We start from the raw sequence: 14195 nt of genomic DNA, 5'->3' as shown, positions 1-14195 counted from the left end.
ATATTACTGGGGGGTCCGAAGGGGCATTCGGCTGCGGGGTGCGAGTCGCGGGGGCCGGTTCGCGGTGCCGCCGGGGTGGTCGCGGTGCCGTCGGCGAGTGCGGGTGCGTTGTGGCTGGTCGCATGGTTCCCCGCGCCCCTGGGGCGCTGTCGTGCCGTCGGCCGTCGGGGCGCCGTACCCGCTTGGCTAGGCGGGCACGCTTCAGACTCCGCGTCGCAGCACCCGCTCCACAAGCCCCCGTCTGCGCGGTGCCGGGCCCGAGCGGTGCAGCCACCAGTCCCGCAGTTCGCGCCGTGCCCCCGCGTCGGCCGGCCTGCCCAGCTTCAGCAGGTGGCCGGCGAAGTCCAGCGCGTCCAGCCGGTACCCCCCGCGCATCGGCCGCTGCCGTGCGTACTCCAGGAACGTCTCCCGGTACCCCGCCCCCAGGATCACCGGCAGCTCGGGCGCCACCTTCGCCACGACCCCCGCCCGCTTCGCCGCGAGCGCCCGCGCTTGCACCCCCATCCGCACCCGGTCGAACCCCTCGGGCACCGGCGTCCCCGCCACCAGGGACGACAGCACGGCGGTCTGCGCGACCCCGACCCGCTCGCGCACGCCCGTCACCGGCCCCGTCACCGGCCGCGCCAGGACACCGACACCCCCGGCCCGGGCGGCACCAGCGAGGGCCGGTGTCCGCGCCGTACCCCCCACCGCGCCCTCCGCCGCGTGCCCGACCGTCACCGCTTCCCGGATCGCGTCCAACTCCCGCTCCAGCTCCGCCGGTTCCGGGAAGTTCTCGTCCCGCTCCAGGAGCACCCCCGGCGGCGCGACCCGGGCGGCGAGGCCGGTCAGGATGTCGAGGACCGGACGCGGCACGGGATGCGCATGACTGTCGTGCCAGACGCCGTCGCGCTCGAAGCCGCCCGCGACATGGACGTAGGCGATCGCCTCAAGGGGCAGCGCGGCCAGCGCCTCGGCGGGGTCCTCGCCCCGGTTGACGTGGTTGGTGTGCAGGTTGGCCACGTCGATCAGCAGCCGTACGCCGGTCCGCTCGACCAGCTCGGACAGGAACTGGCCCTCGGTCAGCTCCTCGCCCGGCCAGGAGAACAGCGCGGCGATGTTCTCCAGGGCCAGCGGCACCGGCAGCGCGTCCTGCGCGATGCGGACGTTCTCGCACAGCACGTCCAGCGCGTCCCGGGTGCGCGGCACGGGCAGCAGATGGCCGGCCTCCAGGCGCGGGGAGGCGGTGAGCACGCCGCCCGCCCGGACGAAGGCGATGTGCTCGGTGACCAGCGGCGAGCCGAGCGCCTCCGCCCGCTCGGCGAGTGCCGTCAGCCGCCCCTCGTCGGGCCGGTCGGCGCCGCCGAGACCCAGGGAGACGCCGTGCGGGACCACCGTCACACCGCGCTCGCGCAGCCGCAGCAGCGACTCGGGCAGGTGCCCGGGGCAGACGTTCTCCGCCACGACCTCCACCCAGTCGATGCCGGGCATGCGCTCCACGGCATCCGCGATCTCCGGCCGCCACCCGATCCCGGTCCCCAGTCGCCGCATGGTGCTTCCCCCTCCTCGGCCCGTGCTGCTGCGTCGAGTGACGGGGATATGGCCCCGGCGACCGCCCTCGAACCCCCTCCTGTCGCGTTCAGAGCAACATTTGAGGTTGCGACCGGCCCGCCTCCGACCGCGCCGGCCTCCCCGGTCAGCGCAGGGCCGGGTGCTCCGCCACCACCGTGCAGGAGCCCGGGGCGATCTCCGTGAAACCGGCGTCGCGGACCACGGGCAGGCCGCTCGTGGTCAGGCGGGGCCAGGCGGCCGGGGCGGCCGTGCGGACAGAGAGGGGGAAGCCGGCGTCGCGCCAGGCGGTGCGGGCGGTGTCCGGCAGGGCCCACCAGGCCAGTTGGGCACCGTGGCCGGCCTGGGCCATCGCCTTGCCGGCCGACATCTCCAGGTCCGGGTTCAGCCAGAGCACGGGCCGGTCGGCCGGGTCGGCGGGCGCCGGCGGTTCGGGGTCGTCCAGCTCGGTGCCCGAGACCTGGAGCTTCGCCAGGTCCTTCGGCCAGCCGTCCAGCGGGATCGGCGGGAAGACCCGGACCTCCGCGGAGGCGCCGTGCACCGTGATCCCGGGCAGCGCCTCGGCGCGCCGCCACTCGGCGCCACGGGCCCGGCGGACCACCTTCCGGATCCGGGCGTCCTCCCAGTCGCGTACCGCCTCGGCCCACTCGCCGTCGCCGTGCGCCCGCTCGTCGCCGAGCAGGGTCAGGACGGCCCGGGCGGCGGTCTCCAGCGCGTCGGTACGGGCCGGCGGGGCGCCCCGCTCGATGCGTACCACCAGCGGCAGGACGAACTGGGGCGCCTCGTCACGCGGATCGCGTGCGGGCTCGACCGGGCTGTCGGCGGCGGGGGCGGCGGGGGCGGGAACGTGGCTCACGGGAACCCAGCCTACGAAGCCCCGGTCGGACCGATCAACGCGCGGGCGGGACGAGAGGCTCACGCGGGCGGGACGAGAGGGCCCGCGCGGCGAATTTTCCTGCGACGCCGGTGAACCGGCTGACTACGCTCACCCCTCTTGATCGAATGAAGGGACCGGAGGGGGAGTGCCATGAGTCAGTACTTCGACATCGGCGACGAGACGCTGTGGAACCCGTCCAACGGGGCCGCCCGGCTCTTTCTGCGGCAGGTGGAGGTCTTCGAGGCCGAGCTGGGGCTGCCGTCCGGCATCGGGCCGATGCGGAACGACGAGTGCCAGATCGATCCGGACGCCTTCGGGGTCTTCGTGCACGCCCTGCTCGCCCGGCACCGGCGGACCGGCCACACCATCATCCTGGCCCTCTCCGAAGGCTTCGTCGGCACCGTCGTCGCCCTCGCCCAGCGCGCCGGGACCGACATCGACTGGGGCCGGCTCGAAGCCTCCCCGGCCGGTCCGCTGTCCGACGTGCAGGTCTCGGCGACCGGGGCGTCCGCGCCGCCGGGGGACGGAGGACCCTGGGCAGCGGCGGTGCGGGCCGGGGCCGCCGAGCTGAGCCGGGGCATGGCCCGCTGAGTCCGGCCGGCGCGGCGAGCGCCGAGCGCCGTACCGGACGGCCCCGCACCGGATCCCCTGCAACAGAATGACCCCCATGCACCGTGACCTGCGCCTGACCGCCGTGGGCCGTCGTTACGGCTTCCGTGGCCCCTGGGTGCTGCGAGGCGTCGACCTCGTCGTCGCCCCCGGCACCCTCACCCGGATCGAAGGGGCGAACGGCACCGGGAAGTCCACCCTGCTCCGGCTGCTCGCCCGGCTCGACGCGCCCAGCGAGGGCCGGATCAGCGGTCGCCCGCGCACGGCGTACGTGCCGGAGCGGTTCCCGTCCGCCCTGCCCTTCACGGCCGCCGGCTACCTCGCCCACCTCGGCACCGTCCACGGCCTCGGCCGGGAGGCCGCCGCACGCGCCGCGGACACCTGGCTGGAGCGGTTCGGGGCGGGCGCGTACGCCGGTACGCCGATGGCCCGGCTGTCCAAGGGCAGCAGCCAGAAGGTCGCCGTCGCGCAGGCCCTGCTCGCCGACCCGGAGCTGCTGGTGCTGGACGAGGCCTGGACCGGGCTCGACGCGGCGGCGCGGACCGAGCTGGAGCGGGCGGTGGCCGAGCGTACGGCGGCCGGGGGTGCCGTGGTCTTCGTGGACCACGACCCGCGCCGGCTCGCCGGGGCCCCGGACGCGGCCTACGCGGTGATCGACGGGGGTCTGGAACGCCGTACCGATCCGCCGGGGGCGCCCACCGGACCGGTCACGGTCGTCACCGTGCGGGGGGCGCCGGGCGGGCGGCTGCCGCCGGACGCGGTGCGGATCGCGGTGTCCGCCGAGGAGACCGCCCCCGGCAGCCACCGGCTCGCCGTCCCCGCGTCCCGCTCCGACATCCTGCTGCGCACCCTGCTCACGGCCCGCCCGCCCTGGCACGTGGTCCGCGTCGAACCGCCGTTCCCCGACCCGCTGTCCCCCGACTCCGGAAGCCGCCCATGACCGCGCTCCTGCGCTACCAGGCCGACCTGCTGCTGCGCTCCCAGCGCTGGCTGCCCCCGGTGATCCTGTACGTCGCGTTCCTGGGCGTCGGCGTGCAGAGCGGTCAGCCGGTGCTGGGCTCGCTCGGCTACACGGCCGCCGGTCTGCTGCCGGTGGCCGCCTGGCTGGTACGGATCTGTGTCACCGCGGAGCCGCCCGCGGCCCGGGCCTGCGTCGCCGCCGCCCGCGGCCCCGCCCGGGCACACCTCGCCTGCCTGCTCACCGCGCTGCTCGTGGCCGTGCTGCTCGGGGTGGCGGCCACCGTGGTGGTGACGCTGATCAGCGACCCGGCGAGCAACGGCCACCGGGTCCACGTGCCCCGGCCGCGGGCCGCCGCCGCGGGACTGCCGGCCACCCTCGCCTGCGCCCTGCTCGGTGCGGCCGTCGGCGCGCTCACCAGCCGGCCGGTGCTGCGGTCCAGGGGGCGTGCGGTACCGGCGACGCTGCTGGGCGCGCTGCTGGCAGTGGTGCCGGCCGGTTCCCCGGCACAGGCGGCGGTCAGCGGTCTGGTCATCGGCTCGCAGACCGGCCGGGCACCGGTGCCGCTGCTGCCGCTGGCGGGCGCCGCCCTGCTCACGGCCGCCGCCTTCGCCGCGACCGGCCGGCCGGTCGCGCGTCGCTCACCCTGAGCAGGCGGTGCGCTGTGCCTCCTGCCACTCGCAGACGGGGCACAGCGTGATGCCCTTGTACGACTCCGGGTACTCCGTCGGCTCCCGGCACAGCACGCACTCCGCGTACGGCGGTCCGTCGGCCTTCGCCGGCTTCACCGTCTCGGCGATCGTGCAGTAGTCCTCGTCGCTCATGCCTTCAGCGTAGGACGTCAGCGGCCGTTGCCCGCCTGGCCGATCAGTTCGGAGACCTTCACGAACCGGTAGCCGCGCTCGCGCAGCTCCGGTACGACCGTGCGGACGACCCGCTCGGTCGTCGGGGCGGCGCTGCGGGTGCAGTGCATGACGACCACCGAGCCCGGCTTGACCCCGTCGAGCACCTGCTTGACCACCGCGTCGGCGTCCGTGGCGAAGGCGTCTCCGCTGATCACGTCCCACTGCACCGCGGTCACCCCGAGCCCGCTCAGCGCGCGCAGCGCCCGCTGGTCGTAGCAGCCGCCGGGGAAGCGGAAGTACGGCATCGCGTGGGGCACGCCGGCCGCGCGGAGGGATTCGTACGCGCGCTGCACGTCCGCCCGCATCCCGTCGGCCTCGACGGTCGGCAGGCCGTAGCAGTCGGCGGTGAACGCGTAGTGGCTCCAGGAGTGGTTGGCCACCTCGAACTGCGGGTCGTGGCCCAGGGCGCGGGCCTCGGCCGGGTACTCGTCGGCCCACCGACCGGTCATGAAGACGGTCGCCGGCACCTTCAGCGTGCGCAGGGCGTCGATCAGGCCCGGGTTGTCGAAGTGCTCGCCGGAGGCCGCGCGGGGTCCCTCGTCGGCGGTCATGTCGGCGTCGAAGGTGAGCGCGACGGTCTTGCCCCGGGTGCGCGGGCCGTGCTCGAAGACCGGGGTCAGCCCGCCGGGGCCGGGTGTGAGCACGGGCGGACGGGTGGCAGAAGGGGACGCGGAGCCGCGGGAGGCGGCCGGGGCGGGCCGCTCACCGCCCGCGGTGCCGCAGGCGGTGAGCGCCGCGCCCAGGAGGCAGACGGCGATGAGATGACGTGGTCGTGGGATCACCGTACGAACGTAGGACTGAATATGAGTTTGTATGGTGATATATTCCGCGGCGCGGCGGTACGGTCACCCGCGCGGCGGCGACTGGTCCCCGCCGGGGTCGGCCGCAGACCGGTCCAGCTCGCGCCGCTCCAGCGGTGTGACCGCCGGGCCCTGGAGCACCGTGCCGTCGACGGCGAACCGCGAGCCGTGGCAGGGGCACTCCCAGGCGCGCTCGGCGCGGTTGAACGAGACCAGGCAGCCGAGGTGGGTGCAGCGGGCCGACACGGCGTGCAGGGCGCCCTCCGCGTCGCGGTGGACCGCCAGCCGTTCCCCGCCGGACCGGACCAGCGCGCCGTCGCCCGGTGCCAGGTCGTCCACCGAGACCGGCGGCTTCAGTCGGTCGCCGACGAAGTGCCGGGCCACCTCGGCCTGGGTCTTCAGCAGCGACGGCGCCTCGCGCACCACCGACTTCAGCCGGCGCGGGTCGTACAGCTCCTGCCAGGCGCGGTCATGGCCGGTGATCAGCGCGCTCAGCAGCAGCCCGGCCATGATGCCGCTGCTCAGGCCCCAGCCGCCGAAGCCGGTGGCGACGTAGGCGTGCCGTGCGCCGGGGTGCAGGGGGCCGACCAGCGGGACGGTGTCGGTGGACTCGTTGTCCTGCGTGGCCCAGGCAAGGTCCAGCTCCACCCCGGGGAAGTTCACCTCGGCCCAGCCGGCGAGCCGCTCGAAGCCCGCCTGCGGGTCGCCGGTGCCGGGCGTGAAGTGCTCACCGGTGACGACCAGCAGCCGCTGCCCGTCCGGGCCGTACGGCGCCGTGCGCACCGAGCGGGTGTTCTCGTCCGGCGTGATGTACATGCCGTGCGGGTCCGTCCCGTCGCCCAGCGGCCCGGCGACGACCAGTTCCCGGCGCGGGGAGAGCCGGGTGAACAGCAGGGCGCGGTCGAACAGCGGATAGTGGGTGGCGACCACGACGTCCCGGGCCGTCACCGTGGCGCCCGCCTCCGTCGTCAGCCGGCACGGCTCGCCCTCCGACAGACCGGTGACCCGCGTCCGCTCGTACACCTCGCCGCCGCGCGCGAGCAGATCGGCGGTGACCGCCCGCAGGTACTTGACCGGGTGGAACTGCGCCTGCCCGGTCACCCGGACCGCACCCGCCACCGGGAAGGGCAGCCCGGTCTCCGTGGTGAACACGGCCGGCAGCCCCGCCTCCCGGGCGGCCTCCGCCTCCGCGCGCACCTCGGCCACCCGTGACCGGTCCCGGACGTAGGTGTAGGCGTCCCGGGTCTCCCACTCGCAGTCGACGCCCAGCTCGGCCGCCAGCGCCGCCGCGTGCTCGATCGCCTCCGACTGCGAACGCGCGTACAGCCGCGCCCCCTCCGCTCCCCGGGTGCGCCGGAGCCGGTCGTAGACCAGGGTGTGCTGCGCGGTCAGCTTGGCGGTGGTGTAGCCGGTGACACCGGCCGCGACCCGCCCCGCCTCCAGCACCGCCACCCGCCGCCCGGCCCGGGCCAGCTCATGGGCGGTGCTCAGCCCGGCGATGCCCGCGCCGACGACGGCCACGTCCACGTCGAGATCCCCGTCCAGGGCGGGATGGGACGGCCCCGGGGCGGTCCGCAGCCAGTACGAATCGGTGACCTTCCGCTGCTCGCGCATGCCCGCCGGGTACCCCTACGGCCCCGGCTCACGTCTGCCTGAACCGGACCCCCGCCCCGGCCGACGTGCGCCCGCGCCGGAATGCGACACCGGTTCACGTCCGCCCGCGCCGGAATCCGGACCCCGGGCTGACGTCCGCCCGTGCCGCCCCGCACGTCCCGCTCACGTCTCCTTCAGCAGGCGCTCCCGGCAGTCCGCCACGTCGAAGTCCGCCTCCGGGTACCGGGGGTCCAGGTCCCGCAGCCGCTCCAGCAGGAGCCGGCTGATGGCCCAGTCGCGGTACCACTTGCGGTCCGCCGGGACCAGGTACCAGGGCGCGTACGGCGCCGCGCAGCGCTCCAGGGCCAGTTCGTACGCCTCCTGGTAGGCGGGCCACAGGGCGCGTTCGTCGATGTCGCCCGGGGCGAACTTCCAGTGCTTGTCGGGACGGTCCAGCCGGCGCAGCAGACGGCGCCGCTGCTCGTCGTAGGAGAGGTGCAGGAAGCACTTGACGAAGGTCACGCCGTCCTCGGCGAGGGAGCGCTCGAAGTCGTTGATCAGGCCGTAGCGGCTGCCGATCTCGGCCGGCCGGGCGAGATGCCGGACGCGGGCGATGAGCACGTCCTCGTAGTGCGAGCGGTCGAAGATGCCGATCTCGCCCGGCTCCGGCAGCGCCCGCCGCACCCGCCACAGGAAGTCGTGCTCCCGCTCCTCCTCGGTGGGTGCCTTGAACGCCGTGATCCGGCACCCCGACGGGTTGAGCTGGCCGATCACATGTTTGACCGTGCCGCCCTTGCCGCTGGTGTCCATGCCCTGGAGGACCAGCAGCACCCGGCGGTGGTCGCCCGCGGTGGCCGCCGCCCACAGCCGTTCCTGGAGCCGGGCCAGTTGCTTGCCCATGCGGTCCGCCGCCGCCCGCGTCGCCTGCTTGCCGTCCGGGGCGCCGGGGGTGGCCCGGGCGTCGTACCTGGACAGGTCGACCCGCTCGCCCGGGGGCAGCCGCAGCAGTTCCTGGAGCTTCCTGGCCGGCTTGTTCCGCACACGCGCTCCTTCCGTCCGGGCCGGGGTGGCTCAGGTGCCCGTCAGCCGGGATGCGGTCCGCCGTCGGTGTGCGCCGCGGGCTCCCGGTCCTGCTCCTCCTTCTCCTCCTTCTCCTCCTTCTCCGGCTTCTCCGGCTTCTCCGTCAGCGAGGGCTGCCCGCCCCGCTCCAGGAAGTGCAGCAGTTCCACCGGGATGGGCAGGACCAGCGTCGAGTTCTTCTCGGCGGCCACCGCCATCACCGTCTGCAACAGCCGCAGCTGGAGCGCGGCCGGGGTCCCCGACATCTGCTGGGCGGCCTCGGCGAGCTTCTTGGAGGCCTGGAGTTCCGCGTCGGCGTTGATGATCCGGGCCCGGCGCTCACGGTCCGCCTCGGCCTGGCGGGCCATCGACCGCTTCATCGTGTCCGGAAGGGACACGTCCTTGATCTCGACCCGGTCGACCTGGATGCCCCAGCCCACCGCCGGACTGTCGATCATCAGCTCCAGGCCCTGGTTGAGCTTCTCGCGGTTGGAGAGCAGGTCGTCCAGATCGCTCTTGCCGATGATCGACCGGAGGGACGTCTGGGCCATCTGCGACACCGCGAACTTGTAGTCCTCGACCTTGATCAGGGCGCTCGACGCGTCGACCACGCGGAAGTAGACCACCGCGTCCACCCGGACCGTGACGTTGTCGCGGGTGATGCCCTCCTGGGCCGGGATCGGCAGGGTCACGATCTGCATGTTGACCTTCTGCAACCGGTCCACGAAGGGGATGATCAGATTCAGGCCCGGCGACCGTACCTCCCCCGCCACCCGGCCGAGCCGGAACAGCACACCGCGCTCGTACTGCTTGACCACCCGCGCCGCCATCGCCAGGTACACCACACCGGCGGAGCCCGCCGCCGCCAGGGTCACCACAAGGTCCTCGACCATGGTGACCTCCTCATCCAGAGGCCGGTTTGTCTGCTGTTGCCACGATAGGCCCGTGGGGCCGGGATGCCGAGAGGTCCCGGCGCCCCGGCCCCACGGGCGGGCCGTCAGGCGGCCGTGACCAGCTTCACCGGCTCCGTGCCCGCCGCGCTGTGCCGCGCGGCCCAGTTCTCCAGGGCCGTACGGCAGGCGTGGTCCAGATGGTGCAGCCCGGACAGGTCGAGCCGGACCGGGCGGTCCTGGGGCAGCGCTTCCAGGCTGTCGAGGATCTTCGGCAGCCGCAGGAAGGTCGCGTTCCCGGACAAGTGCGCCTCGATCGGTCCCGCGCCCTTGTCCACGATCTCCAGCTTGACGTGCGAGGCCTCCCAGGCGGTCTTCACCACCGCCAGCGCGAGGCCGATGAGCACGCCCTCGAACATGCTGACCGCCACGATGGAGACGGCCGTGGTGGCGAGGACCAGCGCCTCCCCGCGATGCTCGCGCCACAGCACGGTCAGGGCCCGGAGCGGGACCAGCTTGGCGCCCGCGTGGATCAGGATGCCCGCGAGGGCCGGGATGGGGATGTAGGCCAGCACGTCGGGCAGCAGCGCCGCGAACAGCAGCAGCCAGACGCCGTGCATGACCCGGGAGGCCTTCGTGCGGGCACCGGCCTGCACATTGGCCGCGCTGCGCACGATCACCGCGGTCATCGGCAGCGCGCCGAGCACCCCGCACACCACGTTGCCGGCGCCCTGGGCGACGAGCTCCTTGTTGTACTGGGTGCGCGGACCGGAGTGCAGCCGGTCCACGGCCGCCGCGCTGAACAGCGACTCGGCGGAGGCGATCAGGGTGAAGGCGACGACCGTGCCCAGCAGCCCCACGCCGGCCAGCTCGCCGAAGGCGCTCAGCGGCGGGGGCTGGACCGAGCCGAGCAGACCCCGCACCTCCACGGTGGCCACCGGCAGGTCCAGCGCGAACGCGGCCAGCGTGGCGAGCCCGACCGCGGCGAGCGGGCCGGGCACCGCCCGCACCCTCGCCGGGGTGTGCTTCCACAGCAGCAGCACCGCGACCGTGCCCGCGGCCACCGCGAGCGAGGCGAGGGCGCCGGTGTCGCCGAGGGCGTCCAGGAACGCGCCGGGCACCCCGGCGATCTTGCCCAGCCCGGAGTCGGGGGCCTTCGCCGCCAGCGCCGGGTACAGCTGCCCGGCGATGATCACCAGGCCGATTCCGGCCAGCATGCCCTCGACGACGGAGACGGAGATGGCGCGGAAGTAACGGCCCAGCCGCAGCAGGCCCATGGCCACCTGGAGCACTCCGGCCATGAGCACGATCACGCCGAGCACCGGCAGCCCGAACTCCTTGACCGCCTCGAAGACGAGCACGGTCATGCCGGCCGCCGGTCCCGACACCTGGAGACTGCTGCCGCGCATCAGCCCGGTGACGATGCCGCCCACGATGCCGGTGACCAGGCCGAGTTCGGCCGGCACCCCGGAGGCGACGGCCACGCCCACGCACAGCGGCAGCGCGACCAGGAAGACCACCAGGGAGGCGGCGAAGTCCTGCTTGAGGTAGGGGAAACGGGATATGAGGGTGCGGTTGTCGGTCATGGGCGCGCTCACAGGGCCTCGAAGGTGTCGGTCTGCGGGCGGTGCGTCCGTACGGCGCCGGTGTGCACCTCGTAGTACCAGGCGTGCAGGGCCAGCTGATCCTCCTTCAGCCTGCGCTCCACGCAGGGGTACGAGCGCAGTCGCAGCAGCTGGGTCAGCACGTGGCTCTGCACGCCCTCGGCGACCTCCGGGTCCTCTGCCGCGCCGGCCGGGCGCGGGGTGGCGGACGCCAGCCAGTCACGCACGGCCGGTACGGCGGTCAGGTCGTCACCGCGCACCAGCGCGCCGACGGCGCCGCAGTGCGAGTGGCCGCAGACCACGATGTCGCGGACGCCGAGCACCTCCACGGCGTACTCGATGGTGGCCGCCTCGCTGGTGGGGTGCTCGGAGGCGTGGGGCGGGACGATGTTGCCCGCGGTGCGCAGCTCGAACAGCTCGCCGGGGCGGGCGCCCGTGATCAGGGCCGGGACGACCCGGGAGTCGGAGCAGGTGATGAACAGCACCTGCGGGGACTGGCCTTCGGCGAGTTTGGCGAACTCCTCAGGGCGCTGTCCGAAGGTACGGGCGTTGTCGATGAGGGGCTGCATGTGTGTGGGTTCCTCCTGGCGCGCCTGCCTGGCGCGTCGGACTTGAACGACGGTTGTGTGTGGGGGAGAGAGCTGCCCGTCCGTCAGCAGCGGAAGACCTGGAGCGCTGCCGGAGTGTGGGTTCTGGAGGCTCTCGGGGTGGGGTGGTGCGGTCCGCCGGAGGGCTCCGACGGGCCCGTTTCGGCCATCCGGCCGGATATGAGGGCGCGCTCCTGCGCGCAGCCGGAGGCCGGGCCGCGCTGCCGGTCGCGGACGTGCGGGATGCCCGCGGGGTCACCTGGGCAGCCGGGGGCGCGGACCTTGTCCGCCGCCCCTTCGCGCACCGGCAGTGCGGAGGGGATGGTTCCGGTCTCGGCCTTGGCCAGCACCTGACTGAATGTGTGCGCGGGTGCGAAGGATCCCGCGGGAGTGAAGAACTGGAAGGCGAGCAGCGTCACGCCGAGGAGGGTGAGCAGCGTCCGAACGGTCGTACCTCGGAACATGAGCCCCCCTCCGCCGCGTTCACGTTTCTTGTCCAGACCAAAGGTTGGTCAATGGATGGTCAAGAAACACGTTAACCCTGCAAAGTCCTTTGCAGGGTTAACTGCGCGTTAAGCGCGCAAGAGAGCGTGAAAAGTGCGGGTGGTGTGGCGTGAACCCGCCCTTGACCCGCAGGGTTTGATCGACTATGGGACGGCCGGGGAGGGGGCGGCTAGGCGCCGACCAGTCCCTTCGCGTCCCGTGCCAGCGCGGTGAGCCGGGATATCGCGCGGAAGTACTTCTTGCGGTAGCCGCCGTTCAGCATCTCCTCGCTGAACAGCCGGTCGAACGGCAGCCCCGAGGCCAGCACCGGGACCTCGCGGTCGTAGAGCCGGTCCGCGAGCACCACCAGGCGCAGCGCCGTCGACTGGTCCGGCACCGGCTTCACCCCGGTCAGGCACACCGCCCGCACCCCGTCGGTGAGTGCGCCGTACCGGCTCGGGTGCACCTTCGCCAGGTGCTCCAGCAGACCCGCGAAGTCGTCCAGCGAGGCGCCCTCGGTGGCGAACGCCGTCTTCATGACGTCCTCGTCCGAGAAGGGTGCCGGGGCCTCGGGCAGGCCGCGGTGCCGGTAGTCCTCGCCGTCGATGCGCAGGGTGCGGAAGCGGGCCGACAGGCCCTGGATCTCGCGCAGGAAGTCGGCGGCGGCGAACCGCCCCTCGCCCAGCTTGCCGGGCAGCGTGTTGGAGGTGGCGGCGAGCGCCACGCCCGCCTCGACCAGCTTGCCGAGCAGCGTCGACACCAGGACCGTGTCGCCGGGGTCGTCCAGCTCGAACTCGTCGATGCACAGCAGCCTGTGCTCGGAGAGCGTCCGTACCGTCTGCTGGAAGCCGAGCGCGCCGACCAGGTTGGTCAGCTCCACGAAGGTGCCGAACGCCTTGCGGGACGGGTCGGCCGGGGTCGCGTGCCACAGGGAGGCGAGCAGGTGGGTCTTGCCGACGCCGTAACCGCCGTCCAGGTACACCCCGCGCGGGCCGGCCGGGGTCTTGGGCGCCTTGGCCCGGCCGAAGCCGAAGAGGCCGCGCCGGCCGGCGCCGGAGGCGTGCGCCCCGCCGAGCCCGGCCGCGAAGCCCTCCAGGACCCGGACGGCCTCGGTCTGGCTGGGCTGGTTCGGGTCCGGGATGTACGTGGCGAAGCGGACCGAGTCGAAGCGCGGCGGCGGCACCATCTCGGCGACCAGCCGCTCCGCGGGCACGTGCGGCTCACGGGCGCACAGGGACAGGGGGCCGGCTTCCGGCAGCGGGCTGGAACCGGGGGCGGCGGTGGAGGACGACACAGTTCTCCATGCTAAGCGCCGTGTCACACTGCACGGCATGCGACGCCTGTTCCCTGTGACCGAAGAAACAGCAGCCCAGGCCCCCGCAGGGGGTGCTCGGACCCTCGGGCGCAGCCCCGAGGGGGAGGTGGGCCCGGCAGGTCAGGACGGTGCGGCCGGGGCGCGTGGTGCCGCCGGAGCCGGCCCGGCAGGTGGCGTGGTCCGCCCGCCCGTCGGGGGGCCCGTCGGGGCCGCCGCGGTCGTGGACCGGGAGTGGAGCCTCGCCGAGCTGGCCGCCGCGTACGCCTACCCGGAGCCCGCGCCGGGCGCCCCGCGGCCGTGGCTGCGGGCCAACATGGTCTCCTCGCTCGACGGCGCCGCCCAGCACGAGGGCCGCTCGCAGCCCATCTCCAGCGCCACCGACATGCGGATCTTCGGCACCCTGCGGGCGCTCGCGGACGTCGTCGTGGTCGGTGCGGAGACGGTACGCCAGGAGGGGTACCGGCCCGCCCGGGTGCGGGACGAGTTCGCCGGGGCCCGCGCCGCCGCCGGACAGACCCCGGTCCCGGCGATCGCGATCGTCACCGCGAGCCTGGAGCTGGACTTCACGCTGCCGCTGTTCACCTCGCCCCTGGTGCCGACGCTGATCCTCACCGGCGCCGCGGCCGCCCCCGACCGGATCGCCGCCGCCGAGCGGGCCGGCGCCCAGGTGGTGATCGCCGGCGAGGGCATGGGCGTCGAGCCCGCCCGCGCGGTCCAGGCCCTGGCCGGCCTCGGCCACACCCGGCTGCTCACCGAGGGCGGGCCCCGGCTGCTCGGCCAGCTGATCGCCGCGGAGGCGCTGGACGAGCTGTGCCTGACCCTCTCGCCGACGCTCACCGCGGGGAACGCGCAGCGGATCGCCGGGGGGCCGTCGGTGGCCGTTCCGCACCGGTTCGGACTCGCGTCCCTGCTGGAGCAGGACGGATTTCTGTTCGGTCGTTACTGTCGGTCCTGACGCCACCGTTGG

Annotated in this window: 15 protein-coding genes; 4 read left to right on the top strand and 11 right to left on the bottom strand. The window is 74.1% G+C overall.

What is annotated here, in order from left to right:
- Positions 1–201 precede the first annotated feature (201 nt).
- On the bottom strand, positions 202–1530 hold the full coding sequence (locus IE273_RS05155) for an MbnB/TglH/ChrH family RiPP precursor modification enzyme (protein WP_189813939.1): 1329 nt from the start codon (positions 1528–1530) through the stop codon (positions 202–204).
- A 145-nt stretch (positions 1531–1675) separates the two neighbouring features.
- Complete coding sequence (locus IE273_RS05150) at positions 1676–2404, bottom strand: aminoacyl-tRNA hydrolase (protein WP_189813938.1); 729 nt, start codon at positions 2402–2404, stop codon at positions 1676–1678.
- A 171-nt stretch (positions 2405–2575) separates the two neighbouring features.
- Here IE273_RS05150 and IE273_RS05145 point away from each other — a divergent pair, with 171 nt between their 5' ends.
- The 3 genes from IE273_RS05145 to IE273_RS05135 all read left to right on the top strand — a co-directional run bounded on the left by IE273_RS05145 (position 2576) and on the right by IE273_RS05135 (position 4642).
- A complete protein-coding gene (locus tag IE273_RS05145; protein WP_189813937.1) occupies positions 2576–3016 on the top strand; it encodes a DUF6086 family protein in 441 nt (146 codons plus the stop codon).
- A 76-nt stretch (positions 3017–3092) separates the two neighbouring features.
- Complete coding sequence (locus IE273_RS05140) at positions 3093–3974, top strand: ABC transporter ATP-binding protein (RefSeq protein ID WP_189813936.1); 882 nt, start codon at positions 3093–3095, stop codon at positions 3972–3974.
- Positions 3971–4642 carry an ABC transporter gene (locus IE273_RS05135; protein ID WP_189813935.1) on the top strand — a complete coding sequence of 224 codons (672 nt, stop codon included), beginning with the start codon at positions 3971–3973 and terminating at the stop codon, positions 4640–4642. Before IE273_RS05140 ends, IE273_RS05135 begins: the two co-directional genes overlap by 4 nt.
- Here IE273_RS05135 and IE273_RS05130 read toward each other — a convergent pair.
- The 9 genes from IE273_RS05130 to zapE form a co-directional block, all read right to left on the bottom strand.
- The gene (locus IE273_RS05130) at positions 4634–4816 is read right to left on the bottom strand and encodes a hypothetical protein (RefSeq protein WP_014675663.1); all 183 of its coding nucleotides are present in this window, start codon (positions 4814–4816) and stop codon (positions 4634–4636) included. The two genes, IE273_RS05135 and IE273_RS05130, sit on opposite strands and share 9 nt — an antisense overlap.
- Before the next feature lie 17 nt (positions 4817–4833).
- Positions 4834–5679, bottom strand: coding sequence for a polysaccharide deacetylase family protein (locus IE273_RS05125; protein WP_189813934.1), 846 nt, complete (start codon positions 5677–5679; stop codon positions 4834–4836).
- A 63-nt stretch (positions 5680–5742) separates the two neighbouring features.
- Positions 5743–7311: an FAD-dependent oxidoreductase gene (locus IE273_RS05120; RefSeq protein WP_189813933.1), complete on the bottom strand. Its 1569-nt coding sequence runs from the start codon at positions 7309–7311 to the stop codon at positions 5743–5745.
- Between the two features lie 162 nt (positions 7312–7473).
- The gene (locus tag IE273_RS05115; protein WP_189813932.1) at positions 7474–8331 is read right to left on the bottom strand and encodes a PPK2 family polyphosphate kinase; all 858 of its coding nucleotides are present in this window, start codon (positions 8329–8331) and stop codon (positions 7474–7476) included.
- A 41-nt stretch (positions 8332–8372) separates the two neighbouring features.
- Positions 8373–9242: a slipin family protein gene (locus tag IE273_RS05110; RefSeq protein ID WP_189813931.1), complete on the bottom strand. Its 870-nt coding sequence runs from the start codon at positions 9240–9242 to the stop codon at positions 8373–8375.
- Positions 9243–9346: 104 nt separating this feature from the next.
- A complete protein-coding gene (locus tag IE273_RS05105) occupies positions 9347–10825 on the bottom strand; it encodes a SulP family inorganic anion transporter (protein WP_189813930.1) in 1479 nt (492 codons plus the stop codon).
- Positions 10826–10833: 8 nt separating this feature from the next.
- Entirely contained in the window at positions 10834–11412 is a 579-nt protein-coding gene (locus IE273_RS05100; RefSeq protein ID WP_189813929.1) for a carbonic anhydrase, read from the bottom strand.
- A gap of 83 nt (positions 11413–11495) precedes the next feature.
- A complete protein-coding gene (locus tag IE273_RS05095; RefSeq protein ID WP_189813928.1) occupies positions 11496–11894 on the bottom strand; it encodes a hypothetical protein in 399 nt (132 codons plus the stop codon).
- Positions 11895–12103: 209 nt separating this feature from the next.
- A complete protein-coding gene (gene zapE, locus IE273_RS05090) occupies positions 12104–13207 on the bottom strand; it encodes a cell division protein ZapE (RefSeq protein WP_189813927.1) in 1104 nt (367 codons plus the stop codon).
- A gap of 37 nt (positions 13208–13244) precedes the next feature.
- Here zapE and IE273_RS05085 point away from each other — a divergent pair, with 37 nt between their 5' ends.
- Positions 13245–14183 carry a pyrimidine reductase family protein gene (locus IE273_RS05085; protein ID WP_373309304.1) on the top strand — a complete coding sequence of 313 codons (939 nt, stop codon included), beginning with the start codon at positions 13245–13247 and terminating at the stop codon, positions 14181–14183.
- The last annotated feature ends 12 nt before the right edge of the window (positions 14184–14195 follow it).

This window comes from Streptomyces olivaceoviridis (genome assembly GCF_014650115.1).
Classification (GTDB): Bacteria; Actinomycetota; Actinomycetes; order Streptomycetales; family Streptomycetaceae; genus Streptomyces; species Streptomyces olivaceoviridis.
Note: the sequence above shows the minus strand (reverse complement) of the source record. Positions and strands in the feature narration are given on the sequence as shown.

Coding starts and splice junctions, on each gene's coding strand:
- IE273_RS05110 (WP_189813931.1), bottom strand. CDS start 9,242: ATGGTCGAGGACCTTGTGGTGACCCTGGCGGCGGCGGGCTCCGCCGGT.
- IE273_RS05135 (WP_189813935.1), top strand. CDS start 3,971: ATGACCGCGCTCCTGCGCTACCAGGCCGACCTGCTGCTGCGCTCCCAG.
- IE273_RS05085 (WP_373309304.1), top strand. CDS start 13,245: ATGCGACGCCTGTTCCCTGTGACCGAAGAAACAGCAGCCCAGGCCCCC.
- IE273_RS05095 (WP_189813928.1), bottom strand. CDS start 11,894: ATGTTCCGAGGTACGACCGTTCGGACGCTGCTCACCCTCCTCGGCGTG.
- IE273_RS05120 (WP_189813933.1), bottom strand. CDS start 7,311: ATGCGCGAGCAGCGGAAGGTCACCGATTCGTACTGGCTGCGGACCGCC.
- IE273_RS05100 (WP_189813929.1), bottom strand. CDS start 11,412: ATGCAGCCCCTCATCGACAACGCCCGTACCTTCGGACAGCGCCCTGAG.
- IE273_RS05105 (WP_189813930.1), bottom strand. CDS start 10,825: ATGACCGACAACCGCACCCTCATATCCCGTTTCCCCTACCTCAAGCAG.
- IE273_RS05130 (WP_014675663.1), bottom strand. CDS start 4,816: ATGAGCGACGAGGACTACTGCACGATCGCCGAGACGGTGAAGCCGGCG.
- IE273_RS05155 (WP_189813939.1), bottom strand. CDS start 1,530: ATGCGGCGACTGGGGACCGGGATCGGGTGGCGGCCGGAGATCGCGGAT.
- IE273_RS05140 (WP_189813936.1), top strand. CDS start 3,093: ATGCACCGTGACCTGCGCCTGACCGCCGTGGGCCGTCGTTACGGCTTC.
- IE273_RS05145 (WP_189813937.1), top strand. CDS start 2,576: ATGAGTCAGTACTTCGACATCGGCGACGAGACGCTGTGGAACCCGTCC.